At 70.8% G+C, this 19,497-nt stretch carries 21 protein-coding genes and 2 pseudogenes; 12 read left to right on the top strand and 11 right to left on the bottom strand.

What is annotated here, in order from left to right:
- Window positions 1–57: 57 nt before the first annotated feature.
- From ACWD02_RS05755 to ACWD02_RS05740, 4 genes are all read right to left on the bottom strand, one after another.
- A complete protein-coding gene (locus tag ACWD02_RS05755) occupies window positions 58–462 on the bottom strand; it encodes a hypothetical protein (protein ID WP_451204843.1) in 405 nt (134 codons plus the stop codon).
- Complete coding sequence (locus ACWD02_RS05750; RefSeq protein WP_451204841.1) at window positions 459–1,085, bottom strand: hypothetical protein; 627 nt, start codon at window positions 1,083–1,085, stop codon at window positions 459–461. The genes ACWD02_RS05755 and ACWD02_RS05750 overlap by 4 nt, the downstream gene beginning before the upstream one ends.
- A gap of 125 nt (window positions 1,086–1,210) precedes the next feature.
- Window positions 1,211–1,384, bottom strand: coding sequence for a CsbD family protein (locus ACWD02_RS05745; RefSeq protein WP_451204839.1), 174 nt, complete (start codon window positions 1,382–1,384; stop codon window positions 1,211–1,213).
- Window positions 1,385–1,422: 38 nt separating this feature from the next.
- Window positions 1,423–1,599: a hydrophobic protein gene (locus ACWD02_RS05740; protein WP_451204837.1), complete on the bottom strand. Its 177-nt coding sequence runs from the start codon at window positions 1,597–1,599 to the stop codon at window positions 1,423–1,425.
- A 503-nt stretch (window positions 1,600–2,102) separates the two neighbouring features.
- Between ACWD02_RS05740 and ACWD02_RS05735 the strand changes: the two genes are divergently transcribed.
- From ACWD02_RS05735 to ACWD02_RS05715, 5 genes and pseudogenes are all read left to right on the top strand, one after another.
- Entirely contained in the window at window positions 2,103–2,372 is a 270-nt protein-coding gene (locus ACWD02_RS05735; protein ID WP_451204835.1) for a hypothetical protein, read from the top strand.
- A 48-nt stretch (window positions 2,373–2,420) separates the two neighbouring features.
- The gene (locus tag ACWD02_RS05730; RefSeq protein WP_451204833.1) at window positions 2,421–2,810 is read left to right on the top strand and encodes an ANTAR domain-containing protein; all 390 of its coding nucleotides are present in this window, start codon (window positions 2,421–2,423) and stop codon (window positions 2,808–2,810) included.
- A gap of 47 nt (window positions 2,811–2,857) precedes the next feature.
- Window positions 2,858–3,049 (top strand): hypothetical protein, encoded by a 192-nt coding sequence (locus ACWD02_RS05725; RefSeq protein ID WP_451204831.1) that lies wholly within the window; start codon window positions 2,858–2,860, stop codon window positions 3,047–3,049.
- A gap of 974 nt (window positions 3,050–4,023) precedes the next feature.
- Window positions 4,024–5,100 carry a recombinase RecA gene (recA, locus tag ACWD02_RS05720; protein ID WP_451204829.1) on the top strand — a complete coding sequence of 359 codons (1,077 nt, stop codon included), beginning with the start codon at window positions 4,024–4,026 and terminating at the stop codon, window positions 5,098–5,100.
- A gap of 78 nt (window positions 5,101–5,178) precedes the next feature.
- A pseudogene (locus ACWD02_RS05715) lies at window positions 5,179–5,376 on the top strand (DUF4158 domain-containing protein); the annotation flags it as partial.
- A 158-nt stretch (window positions 5,377–5,534) separates the two neighbouring features.
- On the opposite strand, the gene ACWD02_RS05710 reads toward ACWD02_RS05715, so the two are convergent.
- Window positions 5,535–6,113, bottom strand: a complete 579-nt coding sequence (locus ACWD02_RS05710) for a TetR/AcrR family transcriptional regulator (protein WP_451204827.1) — start codon at window positions 6,111–6,113, stop codon at window positions 5,535–5,537.
- 122 nt (window positions 6,114–6,235) lie between these two features.
- Here ACWD02_RS05710 and ACWD02_RS05705 point away from each other — a divergent pair, with 122 nt between their 5' ends.
- The 5 genes from ACWD02_RS05705 (at window position 6,236) to ACWD02_RS05685 (ending at window position 11,206) form a co-directional block, all read left to right on the top strand.
- Window positions 6,236–7,051 carry an SDR family oxidoreductase gene (locus ACWD02_RS05705; RefSeq protein WP_451204825.1) on the top strand — a complete coding sequence of 272 codons (816 nt, stop codon included), beginning with the start codon at window positions 6,236–6,238 and terminating at the stop codon, window positions 7,049–7,051.
- Between the two features lie 109 nt (window positions 7,052–7,160).
- Window positions 7,161–8,087: an SDR family NAD(P)-dependent oxidoreductase gene (locus ACWD02_RS05700; RefSeq protein ID WP_451204823.1), complete on the top strand. Its 927-nt coding sequence runs from the start codon at window positions 7,161–7,163 to the stop codon at window positions 8,085–8,087.
- Window positions 8,088–8,153: 66 nt separating this feature from the next.
- The gene (locus ACWD02_RS05695) at window positions 8,154–8,831 is read left to right on the top strand and encodes an NAD-dependent epimerase/dehydratase family protein (RefSeq protein WP_451204821.1); all 678 of its coding nucleotides are present in this window, start codon (window positions 8,154–8,156) and stop codon (window positions 8,829–8,831) included.
- Window positions 8,832–8,911: 80 nt separating this feature from the next.
- Complete coding sequence (locus tag ACWD02_RS05690; RefSeq protein ID WP_451204819.1) at window positions 8,912–9,928, top strand: alpha/beta hydrolase; 1,017 nt, start codon at window positions 8,912–8,914, stop codon at window positions 9,926–9,928.
- A gap of 60 nt (window positions 9,929–9,988) precedes the next feature.
- On the top strand, window positions 9,989–11,206 hold the full coding sequence (locus tag ACWD02_RS05685; protein WP_451204817.1) for an MBL fold metallo-hydrolase: 1,218 nt from the start codon (window positions 9,989–9,991) through the stop codon (window positions 11,204–11,206).
- On the opposite strand, the gene ACWD02_RS05680 is transcribed toward ACWD02_RS05685, so the two are convergent.
- The 4 genes from ACWD02_RS05680 to ACWD02_RS05665 all read right to left on the bottom strand — a co-directional run bounded on the left by ACWD02_RS05680 (window position 11,160) and on the right by ACWD02_RS05665 (window position 14,028).
- The gene (locus ACWD02_RS05680; RefSeq protein WP_451204815.1) at window positions 11,160–11,927 is read right to left on the bottom strand and encodes an SDR family NAD(P)-dependent oxidoreductase; all 768 of its coding nucleotides are present in this window, start codon (window positions 11,925–11,927) and stop codon (window positions 11,160–11,162) included. The two genes, ACWD02_RS05685 and ACWD02_RS05680, sit on opposite strands and share 47 nt — an antisense overlap.
- Before the next feature lie 37 nt (window positions 11,928–11,964).
- On the bottom strand, window positions 11,965–12,483 hold the full coding sequence (locus ACWD02_RS05675; RefSeq protein ID WP_451204813.1) for a cyclophilin-like fold protein: 519 nt from the start codon (window positions 12,481–12,483) through the stop codon (window positions 11,965–11,967).
- 87 nt (window positions 12,484–12,570) lie between these two features.
- The gene (locus ACWD02_RS05670) at window positions 12,571–12,978 is read right to left on the bottom strand and encodes a (R)-mandelonitrile lyase (RefSeq protein ID WP_451204811.1); all 408 of its coding nucleotides are present in this window, start codon (window positions 12,976–12,978) and stop codon (window positions 12,571–12,573) included.
- A gap of 33 nt (window positions 12,979–13,011) precedes the next feature.
- A complete protein-coding gene (locus ACWD02_RS05665) occupies window positions 13,012–14,028 on the bottom strand; it encodes a zinc-dependent alcohol dehydrogenase family protein (protein WP_451204809.1) in 1,017 nt (338 codons plus the stop codon).
- Window positions 14,029–14,239: 211 nt separating this feature from the next.
- On the opposite strand from ACWD02_RS05665, the gene ACWD02_RS05660 reads away from it, so the two are divergent.
- Both ACWD02_RS05660 and ACWD02_RS05655 read left to right on the top strand, forming a co-directional pair.
- Window positions 14,240–15,130 (top strand): helix-turn-helix transcriptional regulator, encoded by an 891-nt coding sequence (locus ACWD02_RS05660; protein WP_451204807.1) that lies wholly within the window; start codon window positions 14,240–14,242, stop codon window positions 15,128–15,130.
- Between the two features lie 146 nt (window positions 15,131–15,276).
- Window positions 15,277–15,791, top strand: a pseudogene (locus tag ACWD02_RS05655) (MFS transporter); the annotation flags it as partial.
- A gap of 149 nt (window positions 15,792–15,940) precedes the next feature.
- On the opposite strand, the gene ACWD02_RS05650 reads toward ACWD02_RS05655, so the two are convergent.
- Together ACWD02_RS05650 and ACWD02_RS05645 are read right to left on the bottom strand one after the other, a co-directional pair.
- The gene (locus ACWD02_RS05650; protein WP_451204805.1) at window positions 15,941–17,866 is read right to left on the bottom strand and encodes an acyl-CoA synthetase; all 1,926 of its coding nucleotides are present in this window, start codon (window positions 17,864–17,866) and stop codon (window positions 15,941–15,943) included.
- Between the two features lie 56 nt (window positions 17,867–17,922).
- Window positions 17,923–19,374 carry an amidase gene (locus tag ACWD02_RS05645; RefSeq protein WP_451204802.1) on the bottom strand — a complete coding sequence of 484 codons (1,452 nt, stop codon included), beginning with the start codon at window positions 19,372–19,374 and terminating at the stop codon, window positions 17,923–17,925.
- Between the last annotated feature and the right edge of the window lie 123 nt (window positions 19,375–19,497).

Here is a 19,497-nt window from a genome sequence, read left to right as displayed (position 1 = left end):
ACGCGACACGACGGGCCTGCGCCGTCCCCCGACCTCGGGTCACGGGCCCGTCCCGGTTCAGATGCGCAGCAGCCGCTCGGTGGTCTCTTCGTACTCGCGCAGAGCGAGGCGTAGTTCCTCGGTCCGTGTTCCGGCATCCCGGTCCTGCCAGCTCGTGCGCAGCATGTGCCGTCGTTCGGCCAGAACGTCGGTGAGACGGGAGGCGGCTTCCTCGAAGACGTTGTCGGCCTCTTGGACTGCCTGGTGCGGGTTCTCGACGAACGTACTGAGGGCGTGCTGGAGGCGCACGGTCATCTTGTCCCGCTCGCCCTGTGTGATCAGCGTCGGCGGAGAGGTCTGCCCGGTGTCAGCGAGCGTGCCGGTCTGGCGGGATGCGCGGGGCGGCGCCTGTGGGTCGTGCTGCTTTGCGGATTGCGCGGGCGCGCTTGCGGGTTGCTGGGCTCGTTGTTGGTCGTACCTCATGATGTGCCACTTCCCTTGGCGTGCCGCCTCCCGGGTGCCCACGACGGATGGCCGTGGTCTTGGGCGGACTGCGTGCGGTGCCGGTCGGTGCGGGTGGGGTGTGCGGGGACCAGCGCTTCGAAGAGGCCGCGGGCCTGCACCATGGCCTCGCGCATTTCCTCGGTCCCGCACTGGCCACGAGCCGCGGTGTGCATGCTGCGATAGCCCTGCACGGAGTGGGCGTGGTGCAAGGACAGTGCGGCGATCCGCTCCTCGAACTGGTCCCCGACGGGGTACCCCCGGTCGCTGGCCAGCCGCGTCAACAGCATGTCGGCTTCAGCGACCGCCTTGTGCGGCGATGCGACGAACTGTTCCTGGACGTCGGCCCATTGAGCCAGGTAGTACTCGCGCTCCTCGGGTGACAGGGGCTGCTCCTGGAGCGAACCGTGGCGCTTCACGCGCTCGCCGAGTTCCCGCTCGGCCGCCCTGACATCACCGTCGTGGTCAGTGATCGCGCGCTGGTACTCGGGTCCGAAGCGGCTCTGCAGGCTGCGCTCGCCGCCGCCGGGAGTCCGCGTGCGTTTGATGAAGAGGAGGACGGTCGCCGCGATGACGACGACAGCGATGATCACGATGATGAACATGGCTGCCTTCTCCGGCGCTGTTCGGTGTTCTGCTTCATTTCCTCAACCTCTATGGAGTTGTGCCCTGTTGGTGCCGGCCGGGTGGCGTCCACGTGCCGTGATTGCCACCCGGGGCGTTCGTGTGGTCAGCGTCGGAAGGCGTCCATGGCCTTGTCGCCGGACTGCTTCAGGTTTCCGGACATCTGGTCGGTCCTGCCTTCGCGCTCAAGCCGCTGGTTGTTGGTGCCTCTGCCGACGCGCTGAGTGATTCGGCCCTTGAAGGCCTGCACTTTGTTCCGGAACGTGTTTCCAGTACTCATGGCTGTCCTCTGTTTGGCCTCGATGGGTGGGGTGCCGGCTACCCGTGGGCGCGGCTGAACCGGTCGCGGCCACCGCCGCGGCTCCGATTGCCGCCACGGCGGCCGCGCATGACGAAGGCGATGAGCCAGACGGCGAGCAGTGCCGCTGAGACGTACCAGAGGATCTGCACGGTGAAGCCGGCCCCGAAGATCACCAGGATCAGCAGTAGGTCCACATGAGCATGGCCGGGCCTCCAGAACACGCGGAGAGGTTCTTGACATCCGCGGGGTCCGGGCGAAGCGGGAAGGCGGAATGCCGCACCCAAAGGGTCCGGAGGAGTGGCACAGTCCAACGCCGTGCCGCCAGTCAACGCCTGCCCACGACTCCTGTCAACGGGCGTTGGGTGGCGTGGGGTTAGGCGCGGGACGCGGGGTCGCTGGGGCCGCCGGCGTGGGGGAGGCGACAGTGGAGGCGGTCGGGGCGGGCAGGATACGGCGGTGCCGCCCTGGGTGCGTGAGCGGCGCCTTTGAGGGGGCAGCAACATTGGTGCTGCCCGAACCGGTGGCGGCGCCGTACGCGCTGATCGCCGCCTCATTCCCTGAGAAACCGTCGAACGGCCATGTGCGTGGTGTCATACGGATCCGCCGAAACGTATCCACAACCCCTTGACAGGGCTACGCTGCGAAGCAAGGCCCCGGACCCTGGCAGCAATGACCTGTTCCGCCCGGGAGGCCCACCGTGATCGTTTTGCTCGTCATCCTCGTCCTGGCCCTGATCGGCCTCGGCTTCTTGAACGCCATGTGGTGGATAGCGGCAGCCGTGCTGATTTTCGGGGCTGTCCACTATGGCAGGGACGGTGGGAGGAGCCGAGATCACGGCGGCCAGTACGAGTATCGCGACTATCGGGACCGCAGAGACCGTCAGGACCGCTGGGACCGCCGCTACCGACGCCAGCGCCGAGGCAGCTGGAACCGTCAGGACCGGCGGGACGGTCTGCATCACCGGTGACCGACGCATCCACCCAATACCCGATCCCTTCGGGGCGAGGCGGGCTTCATGGGCCAGACAGCCAAAGGCCAGGCAGAAAAGGTGGTCGGGGGTGACGCGACCCTGGAGTCGATCGTCGTTGAACTGCGTGCCGTCAATGAGCAGTTGCAGCGGGCGCTGGCCAGCCGGGTGGTGATCGACCAGTCGATCGGCATGGTGATGGTCCTGGCTCCGTGTTCGAACGTGACGGCTTGGAGTCTGCTGGTGGAGGTATCGCAGCACAGCAACGTGAAACTTCGTGAGGTGGCCGCCGCTCTGGTCGCCGCCGCCGACGGTGCAGCACTCCCCGAGCCGCTGCGCGAGGAGTTGCGCCGTGCGCTGCGGCGACCTCATGCGGAGATCCGGCGGCGGCATCCCACACCGGCCGCCGGGACAACCGCCCAGAGGGCGGGCCCGTGACGCGGTGAGCAGGTGTCCGCGAGTGGCGCGACCGGCATGTCCTGAACGTGGAAGGTCACGAGATCGGCGTACTTCAAGCGGTGTGCGTCGACATCAGCACCGCCGAGCCGGCTGCGGCCACGGTGCGCACGGGGCTGCCGAACCGCCACCGGCTGCTCTCCGCAGACCTCCGCCGCGACGCCGATCGTCGCGGCCACCCGGGGCCGGGCGAGATCTTCGGCCGTGAAGTGAACGCGTGACACCGGTCGGCCCTCTGCCGTCGAAGTTGGGCGCATGAGCGCACCCCCAGCATGCCCCGGCCCGCCGCGCCCGATGCGGCGTTCAGGCGCAGGCCGCGTCCGCGTACGCACGGCTCCCGTACAGCGCTGCCGCCTCCAGGGTGCTGACGGCGGCGGTACTACGGGGACGGGCGGTCTTGTGCGGTTGCAGCCGTACGAGACCGCCCGGGTGCTTCGGTGGCGTGGCGTCTCAGCGGAAGGCGGCGATGTTGCGGGCGACCCAGCTGCTCCAGCACATCGGCAACGGCATGTACGGCGCCGTCGTCATCGATGCACCCGGCGGGAGGAGAAGGCGTCACGGGCACCCGGTTCACCGGCGGAGATCACGCCCTGGAGGTCGGGCCGGTGGCGTGGTCCGGTGGTCAGGCTCGGCAGGGCCGACCGGCCCGCGACTGGGGTCTGTTGGCACCACGTGCGTGCGTGTGTGGGGTGTAGGACGGAGGCAGAAGTCCCTCGCCTTGGAGACCGGTGGTGCCGTCCCCCGAGGCGCCGCGGCACGGGGGGCGATGGGCTTCCCGGCGGCGACGGAGCTGCCGGGGCGGCGGGCCGCCGTCGCGGGAATGCGGCGGTCCGCTTCCTCTGCCGTCGTGCCGCACCCGGAATGCGAGGTCCTCGATTGCTTCCCGTTGCCGTACATGCCCCGGAGGGCGAGAAGAATCGGTTGGTGGAACGCGCCTCTTCAAGGGCGATCGTGACAATACGGAACCGGCGGCCTCGTCTGTCCGGGAGTCTGCGCGCGGGCGACTTCGGGCAACGCTTCCGGAGCGGTCCGGTGCGCGTTCCACTCCGCTCCCTCACGGTGCGGTACCTTTCACTGGACACGTAAATCGATCGGATGTTCGCTTACTGGGATCTCCGAGACGTCCGTTGTCGGCAGCAGACGCTCACGTTCTCCGACGTGTGGCGCGCCACACCATCGGACCGGGTGAGAATTCATGGCAGGAACCGACCACGAGAAGGCGCTGGACACCGCGCTCGCACAGATCGAGCGGAAATTCGGCAAGGGCGCGGTCATGCGCCTCGGCGAGCGGCCCAATGAGCCCATCGAGGTGATCCCCACCGGCTCGACCGCGCTGGACGTGGCGCTCGGTGTGGGCGGTCTGCCCCGTGGCCGTGTGGTGGAGGTGTACGGGCCGGAGTCCTCCGGCAAGACGACGCTGACGCTGCACGCCGTGGCGAACGCGCAGAAGGCCGGCGGGGCGGTGGCGTTCATCGACGCCGAACACGCCCTGGACCCGGAGTACGCCAAGAAGCTCGGCGTCGACACCGACCACCTCATCCTGTCCCAGCCGGACAACGGTGAGCAGGCGCTGGAGATCCTCGACATCCTGATCCGCTCCGGCGCGCTCGACCTGATCGTCGTCGACTCTGTCGCGGCCCTGGTGCCGCGTGCCGAGATCGAGGGCGAGATGGGTGACTCCCACATGGGTCTGCAGGCCCGCCTGATGAGCCAGGCGCTCCGGAAGATCACCAGTGCGCTCAGTCAGACGAAGACCACCGCGATCTTCATCAACCAGCTCCGCGAGAAGATCGGCGTGATGTTCGGCTCGCCGGAGACCACGACCGGTGGCCGCGCGCTGAAGTTCTACGCCTCCGTGCGTCTGGACATCCGGCGGATCGAGACGCTGAAGGACGGCACGGACGCGGTCGGCAACCGCACCCGCGTCAAGGTCGTCAAGAACAAGGTCGCGCCGCCCTTCAAGCAGGCCGAGTTCGACATCCTCTACGGCCAGGGCATCAGCCGCGAGGGCGGTCTGATCGACATGGGCGTGGAGAACGGCTTCGTCCGCAAGGCCGGCGCCTGGTACACCTACGAGGGTGGCCAACTCGGCCAGGGCAAGGAGAACGCCCGCACTTTCCTGAAGGACACCCCCGACCTCGCCGACGAGATCGAGCGGAAGATCCTGGAGAAGCTCGGAATCGGGGTGCAGGCGAAGGACGCGGTCGCAGATGATGCGGGCACCGTCCCGATCCCTGATGCGGCCCAGGCTCCGGTGGGAAGCGCCGCCTGACACAGCACACCTGCTGAGGGCTCCACTGGGGTTCGGGAAAGATCACCGAACGGTGCCGGGGCTGGCTACGGTCCGCTCGTGCCCGTGGAGTTTCTGACTGATGAGCAGGCCGAGGCGTACGGAAAGTTCGCCGAGGAGCCGACCCGCCCCGAGCTGGAGCGGTTCTTCTTCCTGGACGACGTCGACCGCGACCTGATCGCGCGGCTCCGCTCCGCGCACCACCAGCTCGGCTTCGCGCTCCAGATGTGCACCGTGCGCTACATCGGCCGGTTCCTCTTCTCGGCCGCTACACCTTCACGCCGTCGACTCCGGCCGCCGGCGCCTTGCGCCCGCTGCGAGACCCGGAGGCGCCAGAGCTGGACGAGGACGATGACGGGAGCGGGCAGGACTGAACGTGGCCGACCAGGGGTGATGGTGCGGTCCGTTCCGCTTGATCACGGAGCGGGGGCCGCGGCGCCGGTGCCGGCGGCGGCCAGGCAGGTGCGCAGGCGTTCGATGTAGGTGTCGAAGTCCTCGTCGGTCTTCCAGCTCTGGTAGGCGGTGCCGGCGGCGGCGAGGGCCATGTTGAGCTGGAGGATCCCGATCATCGCGTCCTCACCGGGGGTCTGGGCAAGGATCCAGGTCTGCAGGTCGGTGCGCAGTTGTTCTCCGGATGCCTGGCTGGCCCGGGCGAGGGCCGGGGACTGTGCCTTGAGGCGGCGCATGAGCGGCATGCGGTCGCGGAGTCCGGTGTTGACCTCGATCATGATCGCGGCCAGCGAGTCCCAGAGCGGTTCGCCGGGGCTCCGTGCTTCCAGGAGGGTGCGCCAGCGGTCGCGGGCTTCGGGGTCCTGGTCGAAGACGACGGCTTCCTTGCTGGCGAAGTAGTTGAAGAAGGTGGCGCGGGACACGTTGGCGGCGGCCGCGATCTGCTCGATCGTGGTCGCCTCGAAGCCCTGCTCCTCGAACAGGCGCAGGGCCGCCTCGCTGATGGCACGCCACGCGGCCAGTTTCTTGCGTTCCCGCAGGCTCATGGATCCTCCCTCACGGAATCATACTTGCTGGACTCGTCGATTTTTAGACGAGTCTAGTATTCTGGTCGGAGTGGTGGAACGCTTCCCCCGGCGTTCCGCCTGTGGAACGTGAAGGGATTTTCATGAGCAAGGTCTGGTTCATCACCGGTGCGTCGCGCGGCTTCGGCCGTTCCTTCGCCGAGGCGGCGCTCGGCCGCGGTGACAGGGTCGCCGCCACCGCCCGCACCGTCGGCACGCTCGACGACCTGGCGGCGAAGTACGGCGACGCCGTGCTGCCGCTGGCCCTGGACGTCACCGACCGTGCCGGGGTGCGGCAGGCGGTGTCCGCCGCGCACGAGAGGTTTGGCCGGCTCGACATAGTCGTCAACAACGCCGGCTACGGCCAGTTCGGCGCGGTCGAGGAGGTCAGCGAGCAGCAGCTGCGCGACCAGTTCGAGACCAACGTGTTCGGTGTCTTCCACGTCACCCAGGCCGTCCTGCCGATCCTGCGGGAGCAGGGATCCGGCCACATCGTCCAGGTCTCCAGCGTCGGCGGCGTCACCGCCTTCCCCCACACCGGCGCCTACCACGCCTCGAAGTGGGCGGTCGAGGGCCTGTCGGAGTCCCTCGCGGCCGAGGTCGCGGGCTTCGGGATCAAGGTGACCCTGGTGGAGCCCGGCGGCTACGCCACCGACTGGGGCACCTCCTCGGCCGTGCACGCCGAGCCGAACCCCGCATACCAGCCGCTGCGCGAGGCGCTGGCCGAGCAGCTCGCCCACACCCAGTACGGCAGCCCCGAGGCCGCCGGCCAGGCGCTGCTGCAGATCGTGGACGCCGAGAACCCGCCGCTGCGCGTGCTCTTTGGCAGCCACATGGTCGACCACGTCAGGAACGTTTACACCCAGCGCCTCGAAGCGTGGACCGCATGGGCTCCCGTCTCGCAGGCCGCCCAGGGCTGACCGCGTTACACCGCCCGGCGTCTCACGCCGCGTCCCTGGACCTGTGAGCCGCCGGGCGGGCCGAGGATCCCCCGTACCGCCCCTCTCGCCAGCACGGAAAGGCATGATCATGGCCCGCACGACCGCCGCCCGGTGGACCGAGAACGGCATCCCGTCGCAAGAGGGCCGCGTTGCCGTCGTCACCGGCGCCAACAGCGGACTTGGTCTGCAGACCGCCCGGGCCCTGGCGGCCCGCGGCGCGTACGTCGTCCTCGCCGTCCGCGACCTCGACAAGGGCCGCCGGGCCGCCGCCCAGATCTCTGACCGCGTTCCCGGGGCCCGGCTCGGTCTGCAGCAGCTGGACCTGGCGTCCCTGGCTTCGGTGCGTACGGCGGCCGGTGAGCTGCGCGAGGCGCACCCGAGGATCGACCTGCTGATCAACAACGCCGGGGTGATGTACACCCCCCGGCAGAAGACACGGGACGGCTTCGACATGCAGTTCGGCGTCAACCACCTCGGGCACTTCGCGCTCACCGGTCTTCTGCTGGAGGCGCTGCTGCCGGTCACCGGGTCGCGGGTGGTGACCGTCAGCAGCTTCGGTCACCGCATCCGGGCCGGCATTCACTTCGGCGACCTGCAGTTCGACCGTTCCTACAACCGTGTCGCCGCCTACGGCCAGGCCAAGCTCGCCAACCTGATGTTCACCTATGAACTCCAGCGCCGTCTCGCCGCGCACGGCACCACCATCGCGGCCGCCGCGCATCCCGGGGCGGCGGCCACCGAGCTGCAGCAGAACCTGCCGCGCCCGCTGCGCAAGGCGGCCGACGTGATGCTCCCGCTGGTCACCCAGGACGCCGCCATGGGCGCGCTGCCGACCCTGCGTGCGGCCACCGACCCGCAGGTCACCGGAGGCCAGTACTACGGCCCTGCCGGCATGGGCGGAACCCGCGGCTACCCCGAGGTGGTCGCTTCCAGCGGCAGGTCCCACGACACCGCGGTCCAGCAGCGGCTGTGGGCGGTGTCCGAGCAGCTCACCGACGTCACCTTCCCCGTCTGACCCTCTGGCGCTCCGGCCGGGGGATCCGGCGGAGTCAGGCCGACCGACCGACCGAACAGGAACAGCGTGCGCATCATCGTTTTCGGCGCCACCGGCATGGTGGGCCAGGGAGTACTGGAAGCCTGCCTGCGCGAGGAGGAGGTCACCGAGGTCCTCGTCGTCGGCCGCACTCCCACCGGGCGCTCCCACCCCAAGCTCCGCGAGCTCCACCACGAGGACTTCACCGACTTCACCGCCGTGAAGGACCAGTTGGCCGGCTACGACGCCTGCTTCTACTGCCTGGGTACCTCCGCCGTCGGCAAGAGCGAGGCCGACTACCGGGTTGTCTCCTTCGACTTCCCGCTCGCCGCCGCCCGCGCCCTGCTGGCCGCCGCCCCCGACGCCGCCTTCTGCTACGTCACCGGCGCCGGCACGGACGGCACCGGCAAGACCCGCATGATGTGGGCCCGGGTCAAGGGGCAGGCCGAGAACGCCCTGCTGGAGCTGAGCCCCCGCGCCTACATGTTCCGCCCCGCGTTCATCGTCCCCCTGCCCGGGACGAAGGCGAAGACGAAGTCCTACGTCCTGCTCTACCGCATCGTCACACCGCTCTACCCGCTCCTGCGGCGCCTGATCCCCCGCTACGTCACCACCAGCCTGCAACTGGGCCACGCCATGCTCCGGGCCGCCCGCCACGGCTCCCCGCGCCGTGTGCTGGAGACGGCCGACATCAACCACCTCGCCGCCGCCCACACCACCCCCTGACCCCGCCCCCGACGCCGGTCGCTCGTCCGGCGTCGTGCCGCAATGCCGCCCCGGTCCTGGACCGAACCCGAAAAGCCGACATGACCGCCACCCCCGTCCCCGACACCGCCGCCCCGGTCGGGCCTCCCGTACCGTTCGATCCGGAACTGGCTCCTGCCCTGGCCGCGATCAACGAGGTCCTGCCGCCCGACGCGTTCGCCGACCCCGCCACCCTGTCTCAGCTGCGGGAAGGCATGCGGGGCGGGGAAGAGCCGCCCCGGGACGCGTTCACCCGCGGCGGCGCCTTCGCCGTCGAGGAGCGCACCGTGCCCGGGCCCGAAGGCGCGCCGGACATCTCCCTGCTCATCTGCCGACCCACCGGGGCCACCGCCCCCACCCCGGTCATCTACCACACCCACGGCGGCGGCATGATCACCGGCGACAAGCGGGGCGGTGTCCCCGAACTCTTGGAGCTGATCGACGGCGTGGGCATAGCCCTGGTGTCCGTCGAGTACCGGCTCGCCCCCGAGACCCCGCACCCCGGCCCCGTCGAAGACTGCTACGCCGGTCTTGTGTGGACCGCGGGCCACGCGGTGGAACTCGGCATCGACCCGGCCCGGATCATCGTCGCCGGAGCCAGCGCCGGCGGCGGTCTCGCGGCCGCCCTCGCCCTGATGGCCCGCGACCGCCGCGGCCCCGCCCTGCTCGCCCAGATGCTGATGTACCCGATGCTCGACGACCGCAACGACACCCCCTCCGCCCACCAGATGGCCGGCCTCGGAGTCTGGGACCGCGCCTCCAACCAGGCGGGCTGGGACGCCCTGCTGGGCCAGGCACGCGGAACCGACACCGTCTCGCCCTACGCGGCACCCGCCCGCGCCACCGACCTGTCCGGCTTGCCGCCCGCCTTCCTCGACGTCGGCTCCGCCGAGACCTTCCGCGACGAGGTCGTCACATACGCCGGCCGCATCTGGCAGGCCGGAGGCCACGCCGAACTCCACGTCTGGCCCGGCGCCTTCCACGGCTTCGACCTCATGGCCGCCCAGGCGGCCGTCTCCCAGGACGCCCGCGACGCCCGCGGCCCGTGGCTGCGCAGGATCCTGCCCGCCCAGCGGTGACGCACCAGGCCACCACAACCTGAAGGAACCCACCCCAGCGCCGGAGGCGAGAAGCGGCCGATGACACCCCCCACCAGACAGCACATACGGGCAGCCGTGGCACTGGCCGCCGCCCTCGCCCTCGTCCCGGCCGTCAGGGACCTGCACCGCGCCCTCAGCGCGACCCCGACCGGGGAACGCGCCGAACGGGTCCGCCGCTCCCCGCAGTACCGCGACGGACAATTCCACAACCGGATCCCCACCCGCACGCTGGAGCCCGGCACCACCCTGGCCTCGACCCGCACCTGGGCGACGGGCCGCCGCCGGCGCCGCCCCCCGGGCCCGGTCCCCGTCACCACCCCGCCCGCCATCGAGAAGCAGACCCCGGGAGGTCTGCATATCACCTGGTACGGCCATTCCACCGCTCTGGTGGAGATTGAAGGCGCCCGGATCCTGACCGATCCCGTCTTCAGCGACCGCTGCTCACCTGCCCCGCTGCCCGGCCCGAGGCGCCTGCATCCCAGCCCGCTGCCCGTGGCGGAACTGCCGCCTCTGGACGCCGTCGTCATCTCGCACGACCACTACGACCACCTCGACGCCCCCACCGTGCGCGCACTCACCCGCCTGCAGAGCGCACCGTTCGTGGTGCCGCTCGGCGTCGGCGCGCACCTTCAACGCTGGAACGTCCCCGCCGCCCGCATCATCGAACTCGACTGGGACCAGAGCGTCACCGTCAACGGCGTACGGCTGACCGCCGCCGAAGCCCGGCACTACTCCGGCCGCGGCCTCACCACCGACAAGACCCTGTGGGCCTCCTGGGTCCTGACGGGCGAGAGGCGGCGCGTCTTCTACAGCGGCGACTCCGGCTACTTCCCCGGCTACGCCGACATCGGATCCGCCCACGGCCCCTTCGACGTCACCCTCATGCAGATCGGCGCCTACGGCGACGCCTGGGCAGACATCCACATGACACCGGAACAAGCCCTCACCGCCCACCACGACGTCCGCGGCGACCTCCTCATCCCGCTGCACTGGGCCACCTTTGACCTCGCCCTGCACCCCTGGGCCGAGCCCGCCGACCGCATTTGGGACGCCACCCGGGCCGCCGGCACCCCACTGGCCGTCCCCCGGCCCGGTCAGCGCGTCGAAGCCGACGCCCCACCCGAAGTGGACGGCTGGTGGCAGCACCTCGCAGGAGACCGGGCCCGCGCCGTCACGAAGCCGTGCCGGCGCTGGACGGGTCCGGGTGGCTCTACTGGGCGGTGTAGCCGCCGTCGACGGGCAGGGCGACGCCGGTGACGTAGCTCGCGCCGTCGCTGCACAGCCACAGAACGGCCTGGGCGATCTCCTCGGCGGTACCGAGGCGGTCAATGGCCTGACCGGCTTCGGCCTGGTGGCGGTCGAGTTCTCCGCCTTCGACCATGGCGTCGACCATGGGGGTGGCGATGGTGCCGGGGCAGACGGCGTTGATGCGCACGCCCCGGGAGCCGTATTCGAGGGCGGCGCTCTTGGTCAGGCCGATCACGCCGTGTTTGGTGGCGTGGTAGGCGGCGCGGCCGGGGTTGCCGACAAGGCCGCCGAGGCTGGAGCAGTTGACGATCGTCCCGCTGTCCTGTTCGCGCATGTGGCGCAGTTCGTGCTTCATGCTCGCCCAGATGCCGCGCAGGTTGATGTTTTGGACGCGGTCGAACTGCTCGGCGCTCTCGTCGGCGGCGTCGGTGGGCGGGGGCATGATGCCGGCGTTGTTGTAGGCCATGTCGAGCCGTCCGAAAGTCTCTACCGTGCGGTCGACGGCCGCGGCGACCTGGTCCTCGTCGGACACGTCGCAGACGAGGGCGAGGGCCTGGTGGCCGACGCCGGTGAGGTCCTTCACGGCGGCGTTGACGGAGTCCTCGTCGATGTCGGCGAGGCCGACGGCGGCGCCGGCTTCGGCGAAGGCGCGGGCAGCGGCGAGGCCCATGCCGGAGGAGGCGCCGGTGACGAAGGCGACCTGGCCGGTGAAGTCGTAGGTGGGGTTCATACCGTTTTCGTCCCGTCGGGAAGTGAGGGCGGGGAGGTCAGGGGGCGGCTTCGATGGTGATGTGACCGGCTCGGCCGAGCCGGTCGGCGGCCACGTCGAGGTGACCGAGGATGAGTAGGTCGGCGGAAGCGGCAGGCCCGTCCTGGTAGAAGAGCGCCAGGTTGCCCCAGGGGGCGTAGTAGGCGATGTCACCGGTGGTGGCCGCGGTCGGTTCGGGGGCACCTTCGGTGTCCAACTTGCGCGGTAGGCCAGCGACCCGCTCGAGGCCGTGGAAGTCCGTGAGGTCCAGGGCGAGCGGCAGCAGCTCTGCGAAGTCGCGTGCGGCAGGGCTGTCGTTCAAGGTGGCCTCGACCGGGCGGCCGTCGAGGGTGACGCGGATGTCCATGGCGCTGTTCCTGCCGGTGGTGGTCGACGGGGATGGTGGCGCAGTGGGGGTTGCCGTCCGCTGCCGTCCGGCGGGCTCCGAGACGGAAGCCGTGGTGGCGGCCGGCGTGGCTTCCCGCGAGGGGCCGGAGCAGGCGGCCACGGCCAGCAGCAGAGCAGCCCCGGAAACCATGCGGACGGGATGGCGAAAGAGTGCGAAGTGCACGGGGAGGACCTCCGGGGCCGTCCTGCGGGCGGGGACACGGGGCCGGGCGCTGGATCAGACGGCCGGAGCGGCGGCGTACTCGTCATCGGTGACGGGAGTCAGCCAGTGCACGACATCGTGGTCGGCATCGCCCTCGTTGATGGCCAGGTGCGCCATCAGCCGGTTCGCAGCGGCGCCGTGCCAGTGCTCCTCGCCAGCCTCGAACAGGACGCGGTCACCGGGCCGGATGACCTCCACCGGCCCGCCACGGCGCTGGCACAGGCCGACACCTTCGGTGACGAAGACGGTCTGGCCCAGCGGGTGGCGGTGCCAGTGGGTGCGGGCGCCGGGCATGAAGTGCACCAGGTTGGCGGTGACCCGTGACGGGGCGGGCGCGGCGGCGACTGCGTCGATGTAGACGTCGCCGGTGAACCAGTCGGCCGGGCCCTTGGCGGTGTCGATCGAGCTGCGGGTGATCTGCACGGGGGTGTTCCTTATACGGGGTGGCGGGAGGGGTCAGGGCTTGAGGAGGGTCTTGATGGCGCGGCGCTCGTCCATCGCCTTGTAGCCCTCGGCGACCTGCTCCAGGGGCAGGGTGAGGTCGAAGACCTTGCCCGGGTCGATGCGGCGGGTCAGGACGCGGTCGATGAGGTCGGGGAGGTAGCGGCGTACGGGGGCGGGACCGCCGCGCAGGCCGACGTGGGAGAAGAACAGCTCCTGCCCGTCGACCGCGACGTCGTGGGGGACGCCGACGAAGCCGACGTTGCCGCCGGGCCGGGCGGAGTGGAGGGCCTGGCGCATGGCCTGGGCGGTGCCGACGCACTCCAGCACACTGTCGGCGCCGATGCCGCCGGTCAGCTCCTTGATCTTCTCGACTCCCTCGTCGCCGCGCTCGGTGACGAGGTCGGTGGCACCGAAGGCCAGGGCGAGCTTCTGGCGGGACTCGTGCCGCGACATGGCGATGATCCGCTCGGCCCCCATCTCCTTCGCCGCGATCACGCCGCACAGCCCGACCGCGCCGTCACCGACGACCACGGCGGTGGAGCCGGGGCGCACCTCGGCGGCGTCCGCGGCCCACCAGCCGGTGCCCATCACGTCGGACACGGCCAGCAGGCCGGGCCAGAACTCCTCGTCCGGCACCCCGTCGGTCGCGACCAGGGTGCCCTGGGCGTTCGGGATGCGGACGTACTCCGCCTGGCAGGTCGACATGAACTCGCGGTGCAGACAATTCGACGGGAAACCGTTGCGGCAGTTCGCGCACGTGTTGTCCGAGGTCGCGAACGAGCCGACGACAAACTGCCCGGGCCGCAGGGAGGTGACCTCGGCGCCGACCTCCTCCACGAAGCCGACGTACTCGTGCCCCATCGGGTGCGAGTCACCGATCGGCTCCGCACCGCGGTAGGGCCACAGGTCCGAGCCGCACACGCACGTCACAGCCGTGCGGATGATCGCGTCGGTGGGGTGGAGAATCTTCGGGTCGTCCAAGGTCTCAAAGCGGACATCGCCAGGGGCGTGGATCACTGCTCCGCGCATGGGAAGAGTTCCTTTACGTGCCGTGGCAGGCGGCCGCCGGGATCCGGGGGTCGTCGCCGAGTGCTGGGCCGGGTGCCTGCCCGTCGTGATGGCGGGCGGAAAGCACCACGTCATCCAGGTAACCCCGTCCCGGGGCCCGGAGCGAGGCACCATCAAAGGGTGTACTGCCAGTACATCCCTATGGCCGTGCGCGGGACGTACCGTCGAAGGCGTGGACAACCAGGCAGAAGTCCGCGAGTTCCTCACCTCGCGACGCGCGAAGATCACCCCCGAGCAGGCCGGACTCCCCGCAGGCCCGCGGCGCCGGGTTCCGGGGCTGCGCCGCAGTGAGGTCGCGGCGCTGGCCGACGTGAGCGTCGAGTACTACGCCAAGCTGGAGCGCGGCAACCTCGCCGGCGTCTCACCGGCCGTCCTGGAGGCCGTCGCCCGTGCACTGCGGCTCGACGACGCCGAACGCGCCCACCTGCTCCACCTGGCCCAGGCCGCCGACGGCTCCGACGCACTCGCCCGCCCCCGCCGCCGTGCCACCACCCGGCGGTGGAAGCCGCACCCCAGCCTGCAGTGGACCCTGGACGCGGTCACCGAAGGCCCGGCGTTCGTCCGCAACGGCCGCATGGACCTCTTGGCCGTCAACCGGCTCGCCCGCGCCTTCTACGCCGACGTCTACGCCGACCCCCACAACCAGGAGAACCTCGCCCGCTTCACCTTCCTCAGCCCCGACGCCCGCCGCTTCTACCCCGACTGGGACCAGGCCGCCGACATCTCCGTCGCCATCCTGCGCACCGAAGCCGGCCGCAACCCCCACGACAAGGACCTCCACGACCTCGTCGGCGAGCTGTCCACCCGCAGCGACGCCTTCCGCACCCGCTGGGGCGCCCACAACGTCCGCCACCACGGCACCGGCTTCAAGCGCTACCACCACCCGGCCGTCGGCGAACTCACCCTCGCCTACGAAGGGCTGGAGATGGCCGCCGAACCCGGCCTCACCCTCACCATCTACACCGCCGAACCCGCCTCCCCCTCCGAACAGAGCCTGCGTCTGCTCGCCTCCTGGGCCGCCACGCCCCAACCCCCCGAACCCGCACCACACACCAGCGACTGAGGATTTGCGAGCGATTCGCGCCGCCGCGAACCCCCGGATGTCCCGGGTTCATTGGACGCGTCAGCCGCCTGTCGTCAAACGATCGTTTGACGACAGAATCGGCGTGTTGACTCCGCCCTCCTTCTCCAGCCCGCTCGGCCCCTGGCGAGGCATCCGCGCTGTGCGCGGTCGCGTTCGGCGGCTACGTGGCCTTCTCCGTCTACCTGCCCACCTACCTCAAGACCGGTTACGGCCTGACCCAGGCGGACGCTGCCAATCGCATGGCCGGCTTCGTTCTCCTGGTGGTGGCGATGCGCCCGATCGGTGGCTGGCTGGCGGACCGCGTGGGCCCGGTCCGGGTGTTGGCCGGCACGCTGGCCGTGGCCGGCGTGCCGGCGTTCACTCCGGCGTGGCCCTGCGCACCCCGGCCGGCCAGGTCGGTTCCGTCACCGGAGCGGTCGGCGCCGCCGGCGTCCTGGGAGGCTTTCTGCCGCCGCTGGTGATGGGCTCGCTGTACGGAGCCTGCGAGTCGTACGCGATCGGTCTCGTCCTGCTCGCGATCGTGGCCGCCGCGGCGCTGGCCTTCACGCTCACCGGTGTGCGCACGGTGGTTGAAGGCGGTGGGCGCATGCCGCGCACCGAGGGTGGGAGCGAGCCCCGCACCGCAGGCTCCACCGCATAGGGGGGCGCGGACCACTCTGCTCCACGGCACAGTCACCGTCGTACCCGCCCCGCGGGGCGGGTACGAGGTCGAACTGCGCGCCCCTCCGCCCGACCTGACCGAGCTGGAGTCGATTCACCGCGGGATGCGGCGGTGACGGGGGTCAGGGGTTAGGGAGTGCCGAGACGGGTGAAGGTCCAGTTCACGTCGTACGGGGCGAGTTGCTCGGTGATCCGGCGGCGCTGGCCGGGGTCGGTGGCGGGAGGGAGGTGGACCGTCGGGCGGCCGTCTGTCAGTTCACATCGGATCTGTTCGTCCGCGACGGGGGTGTCGAGGCCGGCCAGCGCCGTGGAGATCGCGCGGCGTGTGGCGTCGAGGCGCAGCGGGACCTTGGAGGGTTTGCCGATGTCGGTCAGAGGCAGGGCCGGCAGAACGACGACGTCCTTGGGGGCTGCCGCTCGTTCGGGCACGTGCTGCGCGGCGAAGGCGATCAGCTCGTCGGGTCCGGTGCGGGTCGTGCCGGGTCGCAGGGTGACGTAGGCGACGGGGACCTCGCCGGAGTGTGGGTCGGGGCGTCCGACGGCGCTGGCGCCGGTGACGTCCGGGTGGGTGAGGAGGGCGTCTTCGATGACGGCGGGGTCTATGTTGTGGCCACCGCGGATGATCAGGTCCTTCGCGCGGCCGAGCAGGTGGATGAATCCGTCGGGATCCACGCGCGCGAGGTCGCCGGTGTTGAGCCAGCCGTTGCGCACACTGCCGAGGGGGTCCACCCGTGGTCCGGTGGCGTCGTGGCCGACGACGTAGCCGGGGAAGACGGTGGGACCGCTGATGGCGAGAATGCCGGGTTCGCCCTGCGGGAGGTCGTGCCAGGTGCCGTCGCCGTCGATCCGTACCGTCTTCACCCGCTGGTAGGGCATGCGCTGGCCCGCGGCCTCGGGGCGCCGGTGTTCGTGCAGGAAGCTCCGGGCGCTGCCGCAGGTGGCTTCGGTGAGTCCGTATCCCTGGCAGAGGGGGACGCCGGTGTGCTGCTCGAACGCCGTACGTACCGCCGGCGGCAGAGGGGACGCGCCGACGATCGCGAAGCGCAGCGAGGTGATGTCCGCGTCGAGCGGCACCCGGGCGAGGGAGGCGTAGACCGTCGGGACCGCGGACAGGGTGGCGATCCGGAAATGCTCGACGATCTTCCAGAAGACCGCGAACAGCGCCGGTTCCCGGTAACCGAGGGGGCCGGTCCACACGCTGTGCTGACCGCGGAACAGCGGTGCCAGCAGAGTGACGACCAGGGCGTTGACGTGGAACAGCGGCAGCCCGGAGAAGAGGACGGAATCGGAGTCCAGCACGCTGTTGGCCGCGATCATCCAGGCGTCGGTCACCTCGTTGGCGTGGGTGTGGGCGGCCAGCTTGGGGGCGCCGGTGGTGCCGCCGGTGTGGAAGTACGCGGCCAGGTCACCGGCCGTCGGAGGCACCACGCCAGGATGAAGCTCTGCCGGCTCAGCGTCGGCCTCGACGTGCAGATAGGCGACGTGAACCCCCTCCACCTGCTCCAGTTCGGGCGCGGGATCGGGCGCGCCGACGGGACGCAGGGCGAACAGCGCCGAGCAGCGGAGCGATGCCGCCACGGTGCGGGCCGTCCGCCATGCGTCGGCGTCGAGTTCGGGCCCGGCCGCGACCAGTACCTTTGCCCCGCCCAGACGCAGCAGCCGTTCGGCGTGGTCGGCGGCCAGTGCGGGGTTGACCGGTGCCGCGCACCCGGCCAGCTGGGCGGCCAGGAGGGTGGCGGGCAGCAGGCGGGCGTTGGGGGTCAGCAGGCCCACGGCGGTGGTACGGCGCACGCCGTGTCGGTGGAAGAGGTTGGCGGTGCGGTGTACCTGGTCGCGGAGTTGCTCGAAGGACACGGTCTCGCCGCGCGTCCACTGCTGCGCGCTGGGCAGCATGGTGAGTGCCGGGCGGTCGGGCCACAACACGGCGGCGCGTGCCAGGACGTCGTACGTGGATCCGGGCAGGCCGCGGTCCTCGAGAGGGATGGTCTCGATCGTCGCCAGGGCGCCCGGCTGGTCGTACGCAGGCCAGAGCAGATCGGGTTGGGGGGCGTGCACGGGAACTGCCTTTCGACGGTCGGCTGGTGGGTGTGAGGCTGAGACGCCGGCCGCGGTCACGACAGGCCGTCTTCGATCGGTGCGTACGACCAGGGCCGGAGGGCCTCCAGAGCCTTGCCGACGCGGAAGACGGAGGGGTCGTCGTAGGGGTGGCCGACGATCTGGAGGCCAATGGGGATACCCCAACCCGACGTACCCGAAGGGATGTTGAGGACGGGGCAGCGGTTGTTGATGTTGAAAGGCGTGGTCATGGCGCTCCACAGGGTGTCGGCCACTTCCGCGCCGTGCACCACGACCCGGTCGCCGGCCAGATCATCGCCCGCGTGCCAGCCGGGAACGGCGGTGGTGGGGCAGATCAGCGCGTCGAATCCGTCCATGGCGTCGGCGAGCGCCCGCTGCAACCGGTGCTCGGCGCGGAGGGAGTCGAGATAACTCACCCGGGTGCGGACGTGGGCCATGGTGTCGGCGAAGGTGACCGCATACGGGCTGAGCAGGTCACGATGGGTTTCGGCGGCCTCCACGACGAGGGCGCCGAAGATGGTCGAGAAGTGACCGGCGACCGCGGTCAGCAGGTCGAGTCGGGTCCAGGGGAGGGTGACCTCCTCCACCTGTGCGCCGGCGTCGGCGAGGGTCTGGGCGGCGGCGCGGGTGTGGGCCTCGACCTCTGGATGGACGTCGTACTCGCCGAGCCGCACGCACAGGGCGATACGCGTTCCGGCCACGTCCTCGTGGGACGTGGGCAGGGTCAGCTTGGGGCGGATCGAGGTGTGGTCGCGGGGGTCGGGGCCCGCCAGGACGTTCTGGAAGGCGATGGCGTCGTCCACGGTGCGGGCCATGGGGCCGTCGCCGCGGTAGTGGTCTGCCGCGAGCACGCCCAGGCCGGGGTTGCGTCCGTAGGGGGCTTTGAAGCCGACGGTCCCGGTGAAGGCGGCCGGGATGCGGGTGGATCCGCCGATGTCGGAGGCCGAGGCGAGCAGGGTCGTGCCGGCCGCGAGGGAGGCGCCCGCGCCGCCGGAGGAGCCGCCGGGGCTGAAGTCGAGGTTCCAGGGGTTGCGGGTGATGCCCCACATGCGGGAGTGGGTGAACGTGGTGAGGGAGAACTCGGGGGTGGCGGTGCGGGCGTGGATGATGCCGCCGGCGTCGAGGATGCGGTCGACCACGGGAGCGTTCTCGGTGGCGACGCGGCCCGCGTGTGCTAGAGAGCCCTCGGTCAGGGTGCGGCCCTTGATGGCGTGCTTCTCCTTGGCCGCCACCGGAATTCCCTCCAGTGGACGGGGGGACAGGCCGCTGGTGCCGAGGTAGCGGTCCTCGGCGTGCCGGGCCTGCTCCAGCGCCTCGTCGAAGAGCTGCTCGGTGAAGGCGTTGATCAGCGGTTCGACCTGTTCCGCACGCTCGACGACGGCCCGCATGAGCTCGACGGGTGACAGCTCACGGCGGGCGAAGAGCCGCAGCGCCTCCGTGGCGCTGAGGCGGACGAGGTCGTCGCCGGCGGACGTGCGACTGGACATGGGCGTGCTCCCCTTCGGAGGCCGAGGGCGGCCGGGCGGTCGTCCGGCGGTGGTGTCAGCCTCGGGGACCGGCCCCGCCCGATCCGTGGATTGCATGGATCCGCCAGCATCGGGGGCGGTGTG

The sequence above is a fragment of the Streptomyces sp. NPDC002853 genome (genome assembly GCF_053591915.1).
Note: the sequence above shows the minus strand (reverse complement) of the source record. Positions and strands in the feature narration are given on the sequence as shown.

What these genes read in the sequence shown, in the direction of transcription:
- ACWD02_RS05710 (WP_451204827.1), bottom strand. Translation starts at nt 6,113, where the DNA reads ATGAGCCTGCGGGAACGCAAGAAACTGGCCGCGTGGCGTGCCATCAGC.
- recA (WP_451204829.1), top strand. Translation starts at nt 4,024, where the DNA reads ATGGCAGGAACCGACCACGAGAAGGCGCTGGACACCGCGCTCGCACAG.
- ACWD02_RS05680 (WP_451204815.1), bottom strand. Translation starts at nt 11,927, where the DNA reads ATGAACCCCACCTACGACTTCACCGGCCAGGTCGCCTTCGTCACCGGC.
- ACWD02_RS05730 (WP_451204833.1), top strand. Translation starts at nt 2,421, where the DNA reads ATGGGCCAGACAGCCAAAGGCCAGGCAGAAAAGGTGGTCGGGGGTGAC.
- ACWD02_RS05690 (WP_451204819.1), top strand. Translation starts at nt 8,912, where the DNA reads ATGACCGCCACCCCCGTCCCCGACACCGCCGCCCCGGTCGGGCCTCCC.
- ACWD02_RS05645 (WP_451204802.1), bottom strand. Translation starts at nt 19,374, where the DNA reads ATGTCCAGTCGCACGTCCGCCGGCGACGACCTCGTCCGCCTCAGCGCC.
- ACWD02_RS05685 (WP_451204817.1), top strand. Translation starts at nt 9,989, where the DNA reads ATGACACCCCCCACCAGACAGCACATACGGGCAGCCGTGGCACTGGCC.
- ACWD02_RS05745 (WP_451204839.1), bottom strand. Translation starts at nt 1,384, where the DNA reads ATGAGTACTGGAAACACGTTCCGGAACAAAGTGCAGGCCTTCAAGGGC.
- ACWD02_RS05665 (WP_451204809.1), bottom strand. Translation starts at nt 14,028, where the DNA reads ATGCGCGGAGCAGTGATCCACGCCCCTGGCGATGTCCGCTTTGAGACC.
- ACWD02_RS05675 (WP_451204813.1), bottom strand. Translation starts at nt 12,483, where the DNA reads ATGGTTTCCGGGGCTGCTCTGCTGCTGGCCGTGGCCGCCTGCTCCGGC.
- ACWD02_RS05705 (WP_451204825.1), top strand. Translation starts at nt 6,236, where the DNA reads ATGAGCAAGGTCTGGTTCATCACCGGTGCGTCGCGCGGCTTCGGCCGT.
- ACWD02_RS05750 (WP_451204841.1), bottom strand. Translation starts at nt 1,085, where the DNA reads ATGTTCATCATCGTGATCATCGCTGTCGTCGTCATCGCGGCGACCGTC.
- ACWD02_RS05755 (WP_451204843.1), bottom strand. Translation starts at nt 462, where the DNA reads ATGAGGTACGACCAACAACGAGCCCAGCAACCCGCAAGCGCGCCCGCG.
- ACWD02_RS05700 (WP_451204823.1), top strand. Translation starts at nt 7,161, where the DNA reads ATGGCCCGCACGACCGCCGCCCGGTGGACCGAGAACGGCATCCCGTCG.